The 16,429-nt window shown below is 34.9% G+C and carries 19 protein-coding genes and 1 pseudogene; 16 read left to right on the top strand and 4 right to left on the bottom strand.

Annotation, left to right across the window (positions count from 1 at the left end):
* The first annotated feature begins 7 nt into the window (after window positions 1-7).
* Together F7888_RS02305 and F7888_RS02310 are read left to right on the top strand one after the other, a co-directional pair.
* A complete protein-coding gene (locus F7888_RS02305; protein ID WP_225228564.1) occupies window positions 8-511 on the top strand; it encodes a TRAP transporter small permease in 504 nt (167 codons plus the stop codon).
* A gap of 58 nt (window positions 512-569) precedes the next feature.
* Window positions 570-1,868 carry a TRAP transporter large permease gene (locus tag F7888_RS02310; protein ID WP_191776845.1) on the top strand — a complete coding sequence of 433 codons (1,299 nt, stop codon included), beginning with the start codon at window positions 570-572 and terminating at the stop codon, window positions 1,866-1,868.
* A gap of 63 nt (window positions 1,869-1,931) precedes the next feature.
* Here the strand turns inward: F7888_RS02310 and F7888_RS02315 are convergent, their stop codons facing one another.
* Complete coding sequence (locus tag F7888_RS02315) at window positions 1,932-2,693, bottom strand: IclR family transcriptional regulator (RefSeq protein WP_191776847.1); 762 nt, start codon at window positions 2,691-2,693, stop codon at window positions 1,932-1,934.
* 338 nt (window positions 2,694-3,031) lie between these two features.
* On the opposite strand from F7888_RS02315, the gene F7888_RS02320 reads away from it, so the two are divergent.
* From F7888_RS02320 to F7888_RS22440, 14 genes and pseudogenes are all read left to right on the top strand, one after another.
* Complete coding sequence (locus F7888_RS02320; protein ID WP_191776848.1) at window positions 3,032-3,679, top strand: bifunctional 4-hydroxy-2-oxoglutarate aldolase/2-dehydro-3-deoxy-phosphogluconate aldolase; 648 nt, start codon at window positions 3,032-3,034, stop codon at window positions 3,677-3,679.
* A gap of 4 nt (window positions 3,680-3,683) precedes the next feature.
* Window positions 3,684-4,697, top strand: coding sequence for a sugar kinase (locus F7888_RS02325; RefSeq protein WP_191776849.1), 1,014 nt, complete (start codon window positions 3,684-3,686; stop codon window positions 4,695-4,697).
* 160 nt (window positions 4,698-4,857) lie between these two features.
* Window positions 4,858-5,700 (top strand): 5-dehydro-4-deoxy-D-glucuronate isomerase, encoded by an 843-nt coding sequence (kduI, locus tag F7888_RS02330; protein ID WP_225228565.1) that lies wholly within the window; start codon window positions 4,858-4,860, stop codon window positions 5,698-5,700.
* Window positions 5,701-5,743: 43 nt separating this feature from the next.
* Window positions 5,744-6,526: a 2-dehydro-3-deoxy-D-gluconate 5-dehydrogenase KduD gene (gene kduD, locus F7888_RS02335; RefSeq protein ID WP_191776850.1), complete on the top strand. Its 783-nt coding sequence runs from the start codon at window positions 5,744-5,746 to the stop codon at window positions 6,524-6,526.
* A 374-nt stretch (window positions 6,527-6,900) separates the two neighbouring features.
* A complete protein-coding gene (locus F7888_RS02340; protein WP_191776851.1) occupies window positions 6,901-7,734 on the top strand; it encodes a sugar phosphate isomerase/epimerase family protein in 834 nt (277 codons plus the stop codon).
* Between the two features lie 146 nt (window positions 7,735-7,880).
* Window positions 7,881-8,186 (top strand): MGMT family protein, encoded by a 306-nt coding sequence (locus F7888_RS02345; RefSeq protein WP_191776852.1) that lies wholly within the window; start codon window positions 7,881-7,883, stop codon window positions 8,184-8,186.
* A 58-nt stretch (window positions 8,187-8,244) separates the two neighbouring features.
* Window positions 8,245-8,961, top strand: coding sequence for an ABC transporter ATP-binding protein (locus F7888_RS02350; protein ID WP_191776853.1), 717 nt, complete (start codon window positions 8,245-8,247; stop codon window positions 8,959-8,961).
* Window positions 8,951-10,132 carry an ABC transporter permease gene (locus tag F7888_RS02355; protein ID WP_191776854.1) on the top strand — a complete coding sequence of 394 codons (1,182 nt, stop codon included), beginning with the start codon at window positions 8,951-8,953 and terminating at the stop codon, window positions 10,130-10,132. The genes F7888_RS02350 and F7888_RS02355 overlap by 11 nt, the downstream gene beginning before the upstream one ends.
* 59 nt (window positions 10,133-10,191) lie before the next feature.
* Window positions 10,192-10,755: a GNAT family N-acetyltransferase gene (locus F7888_RS02360; RefSeq protein WP_191776856.1), complete on the top strand. Its 564-nt coding sequence runs from the start codon at window positions 10,192-10,194 to the stop codon at window positions 10,753-10,755.
* Window positions 10,756-10,774: 19 nt separating this feature from the next.
* Window positions 10,775-11,056, top strand: a complete 282-nt coding sequence (locus tag F7888_RS02365; protein ID WP_191776858.1) for a hypothetical protein — start codon at window positions 10,775-10,777, stop codon at window positions 11,054-11,056.
* 136 nt (window positions 11,057-11,192) lie between these two features.
* Window positions 11,193-11,669, top strand: coding sequence for a DUF2975 domain-containing protein (locus F7888_RS02370; protein WP_191776860.1), 477 nt, complete (start codon window positions 11,193-11,195; stop codon window positions 11,667-11,669).
* A 10-nt stretch (window positions 11,670-11,679) separates the two neighbouring features.
* Window positions 11,680-11,895 (top strand): helix-turn-helix domain-containing protein, encoded by a 216-nt coding sequence (locus tag F7888_RS02375; protein WP_191776862.1) that lies wholly within the window; start codon window positions 11,680-11,682, stop codon window positions 11,893-11,895.
* A gap of 152 nt (window positions 11,896-12,047) precedes the next feature.
* A pseudogene (locus F7888_RS22435) lies at window positions 12,048-12,506 on the top strand (DUF3231 family protein); the annotation flags it as partial.
* Window positions 12,507-12,536: 30 nt separating this feature from the next.
* Entirely contained in the window at window positions 12,537-13,058 is a 522-nt protein-coding gene (locus tag F7888_RS22440; protein ID WP_225228584.1) for a DUF3231 family protein, read from the top strand.
* Window positions 13,059-13,262: 204 nt separating this feature from the next.
* Here the strand turns inward: F7888_RS22440 and F7888_RS02385 are convergent, their stop codons facing one another.
* The 3 genes from F7888_RS02385 to brnQ all read right to left on the bottom strand — a co-directional run bounded on the left by F7888_RS02385 (window position 13,263) and on the right by brnQ (window position 16,409).
* A complete protein-coding gene (locus F7888_RS02385) occupies window positions 13,263-14,336 on the bottom strand; it encodes a Gfo/Idh/MocA family protein (RefSeq protein WP_191776864.1) in 1,074 nt (357 codons plus the stop codon).
* A gap of 111 nt (window positions 14,337-14,447) precedes the next feature.
* A complete protein-coding gene (locus F7888_RS02390; RefSeq protein WP_191776866.1) occupies window positions 14,448-14,951 on the bottom strand; it encodes a hypothetical protein in 504 nt (167 codons plus the stop codon).
* Between the two features lie 105 nt (window positions 14,952-15,056).
* Window positions 15,057-16,409 (bottom strand): branched-chain amino acid transport system II carrier protein, encoded by a 1,353-nt coding sequence (brnQ, locus tag F7888_RS02395; RefSeq protein WP_191776869.1) that lies wholly within the window; start codon window positions 16,407-16,409, stop codon window positions 15,057-15,059.
* Window positions 16,410-16,429: the final 20 nt, after the last annotated feature.

Raw genomic sequence — 16,429 nt, forward strand, 5'->3', positions numbered from 1 at the left:
AAACAAGATGGATCGTATGAAGAAAATACTTGATAGAACTTTAGAAACCATCACTGTTGCATTATTCGTGATTATGATCGTGGTCGGTTCATGGCAGGTCATAAGTAGATATGTATTCAATAGTCCAAGTACAGTAACAGAAGAATTTTTAAGATTTAGTCTCATTTGGTTAGCAATGTTAGCAGCTGCTTATGTAATAGGTAGAAATACACATATCGCCATCACAATGTTAAGAGATAAATTAAAAGATGGTCCTAGAGTGAAGTTGGATATTTTAGTACAAATTATTTTCATCCTTTTTGCTGCCATCATCATGTTGTTTGGTGGAGGAAAAGCGACAAGCTTAACAATGGGTCAGATTTCGCCATCACTTGGTATCCCTATGGGACTCATTTACTTGTCATTGCCAGTATCAGGTGTATTCGCACTATTCTATAGTACTTACAATATTCTCAATTTGTTGAAGGAAAAGAAAGAAATTGAGGTTAATTCAAAGAGAAATGCAGCCTAGTAGCTTAGCATTTGGAGATAGGTTTATCACACTAAAATAATTGAAGCAGGTGAGCATAATGGTATTAGAAGCCAGTTTAATCTTAGTCCTTGTATTTGCCGTATTAATGGCAGTGGGTATCCCAATTGCAGTCAGCATCGCAGCTGCATCCTTAGCTACATTATTACTAGTGTTACCATTTGATGTAGCGGTATTTACTTCAGCTCAAAAAATGGTAGCAAGCTTAGATAGTTTTTCATTATTAGCAGTACCGTTCTTTATCTTATCTGGAATTATCATGAATAATGGAGGAATTGCTATTAAATTAGTTAATTTCGCTAAATTACTAGGTGGTAGAATTCCAGGTTCACTAGCGCATACCAATATCATGGGTAATATGTTCTTCGGTTCAATCTCAGGTTCAGCTATTGCAGCTTCAACAGCAATTGGTGGAGTAATGGTACCGTTACAGAAAAAAGAAGGATATGAAGATACTTATTCTGCAGCTGTTAATATCGCCTCTGCACCTACTGGGATGTTAATTCCTCCTAGTTCTGCATTCATTATTTATTCATTAATTAGTGGTGGTACTTCTATTGCAGCATTATTCATGGGTGGATATGTGGTTGGTATTCTTTGGGGATTAGCTACTATGGCTGTTGCTTATATTATTGCAAAGAAAAGAAAATATCCAATTGCTAATAAATTAGTTAAGAAAGAAATAAAAAAAGTAGTTGTCGAAGCAATCCCAAGTTTACTACTTATTGTTATTATTATCGGTGGTATTTTAACAGGAGTGTTCACAGCAATCGAAGCTTCTGTTGTGTGTGTAGTTTACTCTCTATTCTTAGCAATGATCTATTATAAATCCATTTCAGTTAAGCAATTACCTGCAGTTATTGTTCAAGCGGTTGAAATGACAGGAACAATCATGTTATTGATTGCTGCTTCATCAATTATGTCATTTGTTATGGCACTAACTGGGATTCCAGCGGCATTAAGTGACTTCATTATGGGAATTTCAGATAATAAAATTATCATTCTATTGTTAATCAATGTGATTTTATTAATTATTGGTACTTTTATGGATATTGCTCCAGCAATTCTTATCTTCACTCCAATTTTCTTACCAATTGCAACAGGTTTAGGCATTGACCCAGTCCACTTTGGATTATTATTCGTCTTTAACCTATGTATCGGAACAATCACTCCACCAGTTGGAACAGGTTTATTTGTTGGATCAAGTGTAGCTAAAGTGAAGATTGAGAGAGTAATCAAGCCATTACTTCCATTCTATGCAGCAATATTCGTTGTTCTTATGTTAATTACATATATACCTGAAATCAGTTTATTCCTGCCGAATCTTTTTGGACTATAAATTTGATCATTTTGAGACCTAGTAAATAAAAAACCAGCCAATCTAGGCTGGTTTTGTTCTTATTTATTGTAAATCTGCTAGTATATCCAATTTACACTTTTGAATCGCATCGATAATTTCTTGACGGAATTCAGCTGTTAATCGATATTTTGGAACGCTTACACTGATAGCTCCATAGTTTCTCTCGTTTAACGTTAGGGAAGTACCTACACAGAACACATCATTTTCGTGCTCTGAGTTATCAAAAGCATATCCATGTTTGCGAATTTTTTGAATCTCATTAAAAAACGCCTCTTTTGTAGTTAATGTAGTGGCAGTATATTGAACAAGAGTCGTTTGGTCTAAATATTGTTCGATTTCTTGATCTGATTTTTCAGCTAATATCGCTTTACCCATAGCTGAACAATAAAGTGGAATGATTTTTCCTACTTGAGAATACAAGCTTACTGGATTTTTACTTTCCAATTTAGTCACATAAACAATATTTTTATCTTCTAATATCCCTAAATGGACTGTTTCTGATGTAATATTATTAAGTTTTTCTAGATGTGGTTTAACAATATCTTTAATATCTAATTGGTTAATTGCTTTATTTGCATATTTGATAAGTGCTTGTCCAAGGGAGAACTTCTTAGAGTCACTGTCTTTATGGACATAGCCTATTAGTAGCAAGGTATCTAGAATTTTTAATGCAGTAGAATTTGTTAATTCTGTTTGTTTTGAAATACTATTTAAGCTCTGTGGTTCATTCGAGCTAGATAAAAAATCTAATATCAATTTCGCTTTTAGAAGTACGGTTCCATAAGGTTGTTTTGGAGTAGTCATGTATATATCCTTTCTTACATAGTTATATGAGCTTGATCGAAACTTCTCTTCATATCATAACCATTAAGTGAGAATGGCAAGTATATCAAGTAATTATAGTTACTTACAGATAAATATCAACCTCCAATGGTAAAAACAAAGCGTTTCAAAACAAAATAAAGATGAAATTGTGAATAATTAATGATATTCAAACACAAAAAAGATAAAAACAAAAGATTTTTCTTAATGAATGATTGAAATCTTATAGAATATTATATATAATAAATTTGTAGTTTCCAAATAATAAACTTGATTTCCAAATAAGAAATTTTGGAGAATCTCGTTGCTGGAGGACATATATGAAAAAATTTAAGATTTTATCTCAAATATCAAATTGTGGAGTAGTTGCTGTTGTAAGAGCTGATTCTCAAGAAGAAGCGATCAAGATTTCTGATGCATGTGTTAAAGGTGGCATTATGGGGATTGAGATTACTTTTACCATTCAAGATGCTGATTTAGTTATTAAAGAACTAGCTAAACTCTATGCTGGGAATACAGAAGTCGTAGTTGGTGCAGGGACTGTGTTAGATGCAGCAACAGCACGTATTGCAATATTGGCAGGTGCTCAGTTTATCGTAAGCCCTTGCTTTGATGCAGACACTGCAAAACTATGTAATTTATATCAAATTCCTTACATGCCTGGTTGTATGACAATTACTGAAATGAAACATGCATTAGAACACGGTGTTGATATCATAAAAATGTTCCCTGGAAACGCTTTTGGTCCTGATTTTGTTAAGGCTGTTAAAGCACCTCTTCCTCAAGTTAACTTAATGCCAACTGGTGGAGTTAGCTTAGACAATGTTGATCAGTGGATTAAAAATGGTTGTGTAGCAGTAGGAGTTGGGGGTAATTTAGTGGCTCCAGCGAAAACTGGTGATTATGATCAGATTACTGAATATGCAAAACAATATACAGCAAAAGTAAAAGAAGCGAGAGAGGCTTAAATATATGAAAAAGATAGTGACTCTAGGAGAAATAATGCTTCGTTTATCCACTGGTGTTGGAGAGAGACTATCTCAAACAGGCTCCCTTTCAATGCATTATGGTGGGGCTGAGGCTAATGTTGGTGTTTCACTTTCTCAATTTGGTTTTGATGTCTACTTTGTTAGTAAGGTTCCAAATAATGCACTAGGTAAGGCGGTTGAACGTCATTTGCTTTCAAATGGAGTTCATACAGACTACTTAGTAAAAGGCGGAGAACGTCTTGGAACTTACTATTTAGAAACTGGAATTGGAGAAAGAAGTGCTCAGGTTACTTATGATCGAAAATATTCCAGTTTTTCAAACTTAACTGTAGATGAATTAGATTTAGAAGCGATCTTAAATGATGCTCAAGTCTTCCATATGTCAGGTATCACTCTTGCTTTATCACCTGGATTAAGGGAGTTAGCCTTACTAGCAATGAAGAAAGCAAAAGAGTTAGGTGTTAGGACTAGCTTTGATTTTAACTATCGAGCAAGTCTTTGGAGTCAAAAGGAAGCAGCTGAAGCCATGAAGCCTTTACTACCTTATGCTGATATTTGTTTCTGTGGTGAATTAGACGCAATCTATCTACTTGGTATTCAGCAAGCTGATGAGTCGCTTTCAAAAACTGAAAAACTAGAATACTACTATAAGGAAATACAGAAATTATATCCAAATATACAGGTGATGAGTTCTACATTTAGAACCGTACTTTCAGCTTCGAATAACAAACTACAAGGAAATCACTATGTGGCTGGTAAGTTGTATCAATCAAAGGAGCACCATATTAGTCAAATTGTAGATCGTGTCGGCGGAGGAGATGCATTTGCTTCAGGTGTGATCTACGGATTAGTAGAGCAACTGGCACCTGACCAAGTCATTTCATTTGCAACAGCTGCTTCAGCATTGAAGCACACTGTACATGGAGATGCTAATGCATTTTCAGCAGAGGAAGTATTCAAATTTGCAGGAACAAACCCTGGTGAAATCTTAAGATAAGGTAGTTGTTTTAGATAAATAAATTTAGCAGCCTGAAACACGGAGGCTCACCGGTTACCCCGTAGGACGGGGAGTGTATTCAGGATGCGGTTTTTAAAGCAATAATTTATACGAATAAAGTTTAAGATAAAGACTTTTTTAAAATTAATAGAGAAGGAGAATGATAGATATGTTAGAAACTCGTTATGCAACTTACCCAGGAGATGTAAAAAAATATACAACCGATGAATTAAGAGAGCACTTCTTAGTAGAAAAGCTTTTTGATCCTGGCCAAGTACTATTAACTTATACTCACAATGATCGCATGATCTTTGGTGGTGTTACACCAGCAGAAGAGGAGTTAACAATTAAGCTTGATAAAGAGCTTGGAGTAGACTATTTCTTAGAGCGTCGTGAAATGGGGATTATCAATATCGGTGGTGATGGCGTAGTAGTACTTGATGGTGTTGAGTACGAGATGCAATTACGTGATGGTTTATATGTAAGTAGAGGAACGAAGGAAGTATTATTCCGTTCTAAGGATGCAAATGCACCAGCTAAATTTTACATTAATTCAACACCAGCACATCACACTTATCCAACAGTTAAGATTGATATTAACAAAATTGTACCATTAGAGGCTGGATCATCAGAAACATTGAATGATCGCAAAATCTATCAATATATTCATCCGAATGTGTGTGAAAGCTGTCAGCTTCAAATGGGATTAACAATGCTTTCACCTGGTAGTGTGTGGAATACAATGCCTTGTCATACTCATGAGAGACGTATGGAAGTGTACTTGTATTTCAACATGGAGCCAGAAACAAGAGTATTCCATTTCATGGGCAAACCAGAAGAAACAAGACACTTAGTGATGTCAAATGAACAAGCTGCTATTTCACCAAGCTGGTCAATCCACACGGGTACTGCTACAAGTAACTATACATTCATTTGGGGTATGTGTGGAGAGAACATTACCTATACCGATATGGATATGGTGAAAATGGAAGAATTACGTTAATACACAAATTTAATTAGACAACACAATACTGGAGGAAATAACAATGACAAACCAATTACAAGATTTTTCACTAGATTTCTTTAACTTAGAAGGTAAGACAGCAATCGTAACTGGTGGTAATACTGGTTTAGGACAAGGTTATGTAGTTGCACTTGCAAAAGCTGGGGCAGACCTTTTTGTTGTAACATATGATACGAACTGGGATGAAACTAGAGAATTAGTAGAAAAAGAAGGACGTAGAATTGAGTTCTTCCAAGCTGATTTAACAAAGACTGAAACAATTAGTGATGTTGTTGCAGCATGTGTAGAAGCTTTTGGGAAAATTGATATTCTTGTAAACAATGCAGGTACAATTCGTCGTAATCCATTACTGGAGTACAAGCAAGAGGATTGGAATGCAGTAATGGCAATCAACTTAGACTCTGTATACTTCTTAAGCCAAGAGGTTGCAAAGGTTATGGTTGAGCAAAAGAGTGGAAAGATCATCAATATCGCTTCAATGCTTGCTTTCCAAGGTGGAAAATTTGTTCCTCCTTATACTGCTAGTAAGCATGCGGTGGCTGGTATTACTAAAGCATTTGCTAATGAATTAGCAGAGCATAACGTTCAAATTAATGCGATTGCACCAGGTTATGTGGCAACTGCAAATACAGCACCAATTCGTGCGGATGAAAAGCGTAATGCTGAAATCTTATCTCGTATTCCAGCAAATCGTTGGGCGAATCCTTCTGACTTAATGGGAACAGTTGTATTCTTATCAAGTAGAGCTTCAGATTATGTAAACGGACATATCTTAGCAATCGATGGTGGTTGGTTAGCTAGATAATTAGTTAATTATAACTTTCTAGAAATGTACAAATGCCGCATCACCTTGAACAGTGGTGCGGCTATTTTTTATCATTGCTTTCGTTCTATATGATGGAAAGCAATAGGAAGATTTTTGAAAGTGTTTTATAATAGAATTTAATTATATTTTAAGGCTTTTTTCTTAAAGTTTGTTGCTCTAAGAATAGAAATTAGTTTCTAGCAGACTGAATACACGGAGACTCCCGTGGGATGCGTGGCCAAAGTGAGACCCCGCAGGAGTGTAAGCGACGAGGAGGCTCACCAGTCACCCCACAGGACGCGGAGTGTCAGGCTGAGGTGTGAATAGCAACAATCAGTATGAAACAGTCTAATTAAAAAAAGGGTGGCGAGAAAATGAATATCGGTATCAGAGGACATGACATTGAGAAACTACCATTAGAAGAGCTTGTAGAAGTAATTGCAAATAAAGGCCTAAAAGGGGTTCAATTAGCTCTTGCAAAATCGTTCGATTTCAATACAGACAACGGAAGCCTAAGTCCAGGGATGGCTCACTATATAGGGAGTGCTTTTCGCGATAAAAATATTCAAATCGCAGTGTTAGGTTGTTATATCAATATGATTCATCCTGACATGGATGAAAGAAGAAAAGCACTGGACCGTTTTAAAGAGCATGTAAGATATGCTAGAGACTTTGGTTGCAGCATCGTTGGGACAGAAACTGGTAATGTAAATGCAGAAATTTCCTATACAGAAGAAAATTTCAAGGAAGAGCCTTTTTTAGAAGTGGTAGAAAGTGTTCGTGAGCTTGTTCAAGAAGCTGAGAAGTTTGGTGTGATTGTTGGAGTTGAAGCAGGGGTCAATCATCCGATTTATTCATCAAAGGTAATGAGACGTCTATTAGATACAATTGATTCTAATAATCTTCAAGTAATTCTTGATCCAGTTAACCTATTAACCGCAGAAACGTATAAGAATCAAGATGAAATTATTCAAGAAGCATTTGAATTATTGGGGGATCGTCTAGCTATTCTTCACGCAAAGGACTTTATCATTGAAGATGGCAAATTAAAGTTTGCTCCAGTTGGAAAAGGCCTACTTAATTATGACCTAGTGATGAAATTATTAAAAGAGAAAAAGCCTTTTATCAATATTTTAATGGAAGATACACAGGAGCCATACATTGATGGCAGTATGGACTACCTAAAAGAGAAGTATGAGAGTAACTAACAATTAAAGTACAAATAAAACGAAAGTGACTTCAGCCTATTTGGAGTCACTTTTATTTTATTTGTCAATTTATACTAGAAAATATGGTATAATTTAGTGGAATAATTTGTGTTTTCGAAATAAAACACATGAAGGGACCTGTTTAAGTGACACCTTTTACAGAAAAAGTTATGGATATCATTAAAGGCATCCCTAAAGGGAAGGTCATGACATATGGGCAAATTGCGCAATTAGCTGGAAGCCCTAGAGCTGCACGTCAAGTTGTTCGCATCCTCCATTCAATGAGTAAAAAACATCGGTTACCATGGCATCGTGTGATAAATGCAAAAGGACAGATTGCCTTACAAAATGAAGAACTTTTTAACGAGCAATGGGTATTCCTTGAAAACGAAGGCGTAGAAATAGGTGTTGGTGGAACCATTGATTTACAAAAATATCAATGGAGAGGATAATTAATTATTTTTTATTAGGAGAATACAGAGTTTATATCATAGTAAGGAGAATTAAAGGATGACTTTATTAACAGTAGGAATTCATTCAGCGGGATACGAGAAGGAGAAACCGACAATAACAGATGTTCATTTCAATGTGAAAAAAGGAGAACTAATAGGGTTGATTGGTCCAAATGGTGCTGGTAAAAGTACGACCATAAAAACCATTTTAGGATTGCTAGAACACACTGAAGGTTCAGTCATCTTTGAAAAACAATCCAATTATTCCTATATTCCTGAACGACCTATTTTTTATGATGAGTTAACATTGTGGGAACATCTTGATTTTGTCGCTGCAGTGGAGGGGCTATCTGACAAAGAATTTAAGAATAAAGCTAGTGATTTACTTGAACAATACCAATTAGCTGAACATGCTCATAAATTTCCAACAAAATATTCTAAGGGAATGCAGCAAAAAGCAATGTTAATTTTAGCGATGATTGCAAATCCATCATTGTACATTATCGATGAGCCGTTTATGGGGTTAGATCCAAACGCAATGAAGCTTTTTCTTGATTCAATTGAGATAGAACGTGAACGTGGTGCTGGTATCTTGATGTCCACACATGTTCTAGATACGGCTGAAAAGATTTGTGATCGTTTAATCATCATTAATAATGGGCATTTAATGGCATCGGGTACATTAGAGGAAATTAGAATTCAATGTAATCTTCCTACAGGATCACTCTATCAATGTTTTCATTTTATTGCTGAGGGTAATGGAAATGAAGAGTAGCAAACTGTTTAGTAATCGGTTACTCAAAGATTTGAAATTTCAATTTAGTGTATTTAAGACAATTGCTGATTGGACGATATGGCTGTATCTCATTATTCCATCAATCGTTATTTTTATTTTTATTTATCGCTCTTGGTGGTATGATATTCCATCATGGATTGAGGGGTTTCCGCTTTTTACCTTGTTCTTTATTCTATATTTACTCTCTTGGAACGGTCATATTCGTACATATCTGGAAGAAGCAGACAAGGTTTTTTTGATCAAGAGATATGAATCTATTTGGATGTTAAAAAAATGGGGGTATAGTTACTCTCTCATAAATCAGTCAATCAGGACTACAGCGATTATATTCATCTTACTCCCATTTTTGTTATACTACTATTCTTTAGATTGGCATAGAATTATTTCTCTCCTACTTTTCTTTATTTCCTTAAAGGTATCCTTGATGCTTGTCAAATATTATTTAAGAAAAATTGAATCAAGGTGGAAGAAAATAGGGGTAGGTATCTTAGTGTTTATGAGCTATAGTTGGTTCACACACTTTATCTACACAATGTTTGATAATGGGCTGTTACTAGTTGTTTATATTTCTGCTTGGACTCTCTTGTTTTTATCAATTTATCTGAGTTTAACAACTATAAGAAAAGTTAGTTCACTAGATTATGAGATTGAAATGGAGCAAGAAAGAAAAACAAGCATAATTAAAGCCATTTTTATGGCAGCACCAGAAATTGAGAAACCACATGTTTCAAAACGTACAAAGCCATTTCTGTTTCGAAAGTCTAAGCGTATCTTAAAAAAGCGGACACCAGCGAATGGGTTTATTGAAGTGTTTATAAAAATATTTATACGAAATTATTCTTATGTTAGTGGATATTTAGTATTAATCAATACTACGACAGCTGCTTTTGTCTTAATACCACCAATTTGGTTTAGAATCTTCCTTTTTTTAGTGTTTTTACTAATGATGAATTCTTGGCTAACATTGATTTGGGATAAAATATTTAACACTAACCCGCTTATGAAAAAGTATACTGAAAGTGATACCTATTTTTCAGCAAGGAAAAAGGCGGTAATGGGCATGTTTATTCTCGCAATAGTCTTGTTGTCTGTTTTCATTCTTGTTGGTATAACTCTTTCGACAAAGTGGGGAATTAGTTATGATTCTTGATTTTAAAGTATGATGTCAGGCCAAATTATTTATTTTATGATAAAAAGGAGGTTTTATAGATGAATCCACTTCTATTAGATTTTCATCATGAATTTCAAACGGAAAGACTAATCATTCGACTTCCCAAGCCAGGTGACGGGAAAGTCGTATATGAAGCGATTAATGCTTCGATCAATGAGCTCAAGCTGTGGATGCCTTTTGCGCAAAAACAACAAAGTGAGGAGCAAGTTGAAATAAATATACGTGAAGCTCATCTACTATTTTTAAAGAGAGAAGATTTAAGATTATTAATCTTCCACAAAGAAAGCGGAGAATTTGTAGGTTCATCTGGATTACACCGAATTAACTGGGATTTACCGAAATTTGAAATAGGATATTGGATTGACAGCAGGCAGTGTGGCAAAGGGTATATGACAGAGGCAGTAGAAGGGATTACTAAATTTGCTTTAGAAGAGCTTTCAGCAAAAAGAGTTGAAATACGATGTGATGCGAAAAATTTGCGAAGTCGTGCTATACCAGAAAGACTTGGGTTTCAACTTGAAGGTATTTTACGTAAAGATGATCTGTCTGTAGATGGAACAGAAATAAGAGATACCTGTATTTATGCATTAATTGCTAAATGACAATTAGGGGGATGTACGGGTGGAATTAAAGACACAAACGTCTCATCAGATTGAAATTGTTACTAAAAAAGAAATAACTATTAGATCTGTGTTAAATTTATTTGGTATTTTTGCTGTTTTGGTTCTTGTTTTATCAATTTTTACAATTCCTATCTCGATAAATAGTGCCGGTAATCTTCATTATAATGAAGAAATACAAATGGAATCTAAAAAGATAAAGGAGTTCTTATTCTTTATTTTAAGTTCTGCCTTCGTTTATTATTTGTTAGTTAACATGTACTACAAACTTAAGCATTCCTAATTATAGGGATGTTTTTTGTTTGAGGTTAGAAGTGCTTAGCAACAAAAATATCTTAAAAATTAATAAATATTTATTGGAAAACAATAAATACTGTGGTAAATTCAATTAGACAATAAATATGTGAGGTGTTTTTTAAATGAAACGAGGGTCAACATTATTTTTGAAAATAGCTTTATTCTTAATTGGAACTCCAGTTCTGGCTGTGTGTATATTCGGAGGAATTGAGATTGTAAAGAATCCTGCAAATCCCGATTATGCACATATACTCTATCCAATTATAACTGGGATACTTGTATCAGTAATCCCATTCTACGTCGCACTGTACCAAGCTTTTAAACTTTTAAGCTATATTGATAAGAACCAAGCGTTCTCTGAATTGTCGGTAAAAGCTTTAAAAAATATCAAACACTGTGCGATGTTAATAAGTGGTGTGTATGTAGTCGTTTTACCTTTTGTATTTCTTCTTGCAGAATTAGATGATGCTCCTGGACTTGTGCTATTCGGAATGGTCCCAATTTTTGTACCTATGGTAATCGCAGTCTTTGCTGCAGTTCTTCAAAGACTATTACAAGAAGCGATAGATATAAAATCAGAGAATGACTTAATCGTCTGAGGTGATAACAATGGCAATTATAATTAATATTGATGTGATGCTGGCAAAAAGGAAAATGAGCGTAACAGAACTCTCTGAGCATGTTGGGATAACAATGGCAAATCTGTCTATTCTTAAAAATGGCAAGGCGAAAGCGATTCGTTTTTCAACGTTAGAGGCAATTTGTAAAGCTTTAGACTGTCAACCAGGAGATATTTTAGAATACAAAAGTGACACTGAAAGTTAAATAATATAAGAAGGACAAGGTGTTGATCTTTATTAAGATTAGCACTTTTTTTCATAATGAAGGGTGTGAAGTAAAAAACTAGCAAAAAGAAGAATAAATAACAGTACAAAGAACAATATATAAGAAGATTGTTTAGAAAGGAAAGTTGATAAATGGATATCAATAGAGTAAGTTCTCAAGAAATTTCTAATTTGTGGGCTCATTATATTAGAGAAACGATGGCAGTATGTGTTAGCAAATATGTATTAAGTTGTGCTAAGGACCCAGAAATCACCTCTATTTATGAGTATTCATTAAAATTATCAAATGATCACATAAAAGTTCTAGAGAACATATTCAATCAAGAAAACTTTCCTATTCCTAACGGTTTTATTGATGATGATGTTAATTTAAACGCTCCACCATTATTTTCTGATAAATTCTGGATGAGTTATATTTAAGGAATGTCCATGCATGGAACTTCGTTATATAGTCTATCTTTTAATACCTCAGCAAGAAAAGATCTTAGAGATTTTTATCATAAATGCTTGAATGATAGCATGGAGGTTTACAATAGATCGATTGAAGTCCTTATTTCAAGAAAAATGTACGAGAAATCTCCGTATTTTGCTACACAAAAGCAAATAGAGTGCATAACAAGTATGAGTTATGTCGCCGATGTATTTGGGAATTATAGACCTTTAAATTCGGTTGAAAGTGGAAATATTTTTTTTAATTTGAAGAAAAGCATGCTACAAAAAGGGATTACATTGGGTTTTAGTAAAGTATGTAAGTCAAATGAAGTTCGTAAATTTATGGAAAATGGATTAAAAGTCATCACGAAGCATATCGGGTTATTCTCTTCCATTTTACATAAAAATGATCTACACACGCCTACATCATTGGATTTAGAAATAACAGATTCTACAGTTGCTCCTTTTTCAGATAAGCTTATGTTATTTCATGTAGGGACTTTGTTCAATATGGCAATCACATATTATACCTATGCAGCTGTATCGAGTTTGCGAGCAGATTTAGTTGTACATTGTGAAACGGCAATATCACGAGATTTTAAAATTCTAGCTCAGTTCTCACATCTAATGATAAAAAATAAATGGTTGGAGCAACCACCTACTGCAGATGATCGAATTAAGACAGAAAACAAACAGGAAAAACAAGAATAAGTCTTGTTTTTCCTGTTTCTATTTGGCTGTATTCGTAAAAATTGTTGCTTTTAACGTCGCAGCCTGAATACATTCCGCGTCCTGTGGGGTTTCACTTTGGCTCACGCATTCCAGGGGAGTCTTGAGCGTATTCAGTCTGCTAGAATTCTATCTTTTAAATAATGTACAACTAAAACAACAAACGTTGGGAAAACAGCCTTCTATTTAAAGCTGTATCTTTTTCCCTTCAAGAGATGACATACGAATCGCGTCTAGGATTAATTGAGTTTGATGGCCATTTTCAAAATCAGCGAGATACGGGTGCTTGACCCCAGAATCAAAGGATTCTTTGAGTGCGTCAAGCATTCGGTGGAATCCATTATAATATCTGGCAGCTATTTCTGGCATTTCAACTGGTGCATGAATGACAGGTGAAAGCTCTACTTCCTCTAACTTGGTATCACCGTATGAGAAAAATACTTGGTTGTCATCTAGCATAGATAGTGTTCCATTTGTTCCAAATATCTCTAATCGCCAGGTGTTTGTTGTTTGTCGTGTAGCGGAAACAAGCTCTAATGTGACAGTTGCCCCATTAGCTAGTCTACCAATTACTTGGAATCCATCATCAGCAGTGCGAACGTCTATTGCTCCGTCTGAATCAGTATAAGTAGGAACGTGTATTGGCAGATTTGCAAATACTTCTTTAAAGGTAGCTGATGTCCACCATTGAAGGGTATCAATCATATGTGAACCGAGTGCTCCCAACATACCTCCGCCAGCTTCCTTTTGACCAAGCCAACCTCTTGATCTTGATGTAAGTGATTCATAGCTAGCAAATGTACATTCATATCTGATATGTAATAGCTCTCCTAATTCGCCACTGTCTAGTAGCTCTTTTACTTTTGTCCGAGCGGGTAAGAATCGAAACTCGTGATTGATTAATCCAAATTTATCAGCATTGTTTCTTACAGAGAGCATTTCTTCAGTTTCACAACTATTTAGCGCCATTGGTTTCTCACAAATAACATGTAACCCTTTTTCATAAGCTGCTAGAACCATTTCTTTATGAAGGAAAACTGCAGAAGCGATAACTACTAAATCAAGGTCTTCTTCCTGGAGCATCTTTTTCCAATCAGTGTAAACATTATCGACTAGGCTTTCTTTCTTGACTTGGTCGATATTTCCTCTAGACACACTTGAAATTGCTACAACCTCAAAGCCTTCGTGAAATTTCATCATTGGTGCATGAACCTTAGCACCAAAGCCAGTTCCAATGATACCAACTTTTATTTTCTTCATTTTAACCCTCCTTCTTATCCTTATATTAAATTATTGTCAGATAATTTGCGAATCTAAAGCAATTTAAAAAAGAAAAGAAACCTATAAATGTAGGCTTCTTGAGTGAATGTATTAGTCTTTGATAGGGATGTTTGTTTCAATTTCACTTTGAACAATAATGACTTTTTCAATATTTTTACCTTCTTCATAACCAAACTCAATAACAAATGTCCTTGGAGTTGCGTCTGCTGTACAGTTTCCAGTAGGTTCTGATAATGGCAAAGTCAACGTTTTGTAATCAGAGCTTATCTCAATCGTTTCTAAATCATAAGGACAGCTACCTGATTCTTGAAGGCCGATGAAGAAGACTATTTTGTCATCAAGGTTTTCACTAGGAATGTCACTTTCAAACCCAAATTCTTTCCATTTGTCTTCAAAATCTTTTTGATTTGTTACCTTGTCAATAAGATAATGATAGAGAGGTGGTGAGGTTCTTTCAAATGCAATCTCATAAAAATTTGTAGGTAGTGTTTTTTCGCTTGCTATTAATTTGAAATTTGTGTCCTCATTACTACAGCCAGATAAAACAACTAGTATCAACAATACTATAGAAAACAGCCATTTAAAGTAAGTCAAATGAATCCCTCCATTTCTATGTAACATTAGTCGTAAGAGGGACCTGAAAAGTTACTTATAAATATAATAAGACCTCAGTAAAAATACTGAGGCTAATAACATTTATTAAGCTTTTTGGAATTGACTCTTTGTAGTTGGCCATATAACACCAATAAGTGCACCAATGATCGCAGGTAAAATCCAACCAAGACCAATGTGGTAAAAAGGTAAATAGTTCGCGTAAAATTCTAGGACGGCTTCAAGTATTAAAACTGATGCTCCTGGTAGGCTATTAACTAATGCACTATAGCCATCAATAATGCTGACAAAGAAGGTTAGAATCATTGAAGCAGCATAAACAGCTTGCTTATTACCAAACAAAGGTGAACATAGTGCTGTTAAGATCAGAACAATGGCAAGTGGATATAAGAACATTAAAACAGGGATTGCAAATTGAATGATATTATTTAAACCAACGTTTGCAATTGTAAATGAAACTAAGCACAAAATGAAAACGAACATTTTATAGCTTATCTGTGGCAATATATGATGAAAAAATTCACTACATGCTGTAATAAGGCCGATACTCGTTTTTAAACAAGCAAGGACAATAATAATTCCTAATAGGATCGCACCAAATGATCCAAAATAATGGCCTGAAACTGCAGCGAAAATAAGACCACCATTTTCAAATGAGTCTATTGCTGTTACACTCGATGCTCCCATATATGTGATAAGACCATAGATTAACATCATTAAGCCCATAGCGAAAATTCCAGATTTCAATGTAGCAGCTGAAATTGCTTTTTTATCAGTAATCCCTTGTCTTTTTATGGCATTTATGACGACAATTCCAAATGCAAGTGAGGCAAGGGCGTCCATAGTGTTATAGCCTTCTTTGAACCCTGTCATAAATGCTAAATGAGAATAATCTCCAACTGGTTCTCCGAACTGTCCCATAGGTTTAATTAATGCAATTCCAATTAAAAAGAATAAAAACAATAGGAAAGCAGGTGTTAAATATTTACCGATATAGTCCATGATTTTTGCAGGATTAAGTGAAAAATAATATACAATTACAAAAAATAGAAAACTAAAAATCGCAAGCCATAGAGTTACCTGCTCTGGATCGATAAACGGCTCAAATCCGACTACAAAGGGAACAGTCGCTGTCCGTGGAATGGCGAAAAAAGGTCCTATTGTCAAGTATAGGACAACTGAGAAGCTTATACCAAACACTGGATGAACTCGACTTGCTAAATCTCTAAGTCCATTGCTTCCAGTTAATCCAATCGCTAATATTCCAATAAAAGGTAATCCAATGGCTGTCACTAAGAATCCGATAAGAGCTGGCCAAAAATTTGTACCTGCAAGCTGACCCATCTGGATAGGGAAAATTAAATTACCAGCACCAAAAAACATTCCAAATAGCATCGTACCAATAATGGCATAGGTTGAAAACGATATTTTATTTTGCATAAAGTAAGTTGTGCTCCTTC

The sequence above is a fragment of the Litchfieldia stipae genome, from assembly GCF_014837155.1.
Classification (GTDB): Bacteria; Bacillota; Bacilli; order Bacillales; family Bacillaceae_L; genus Litchfieldia.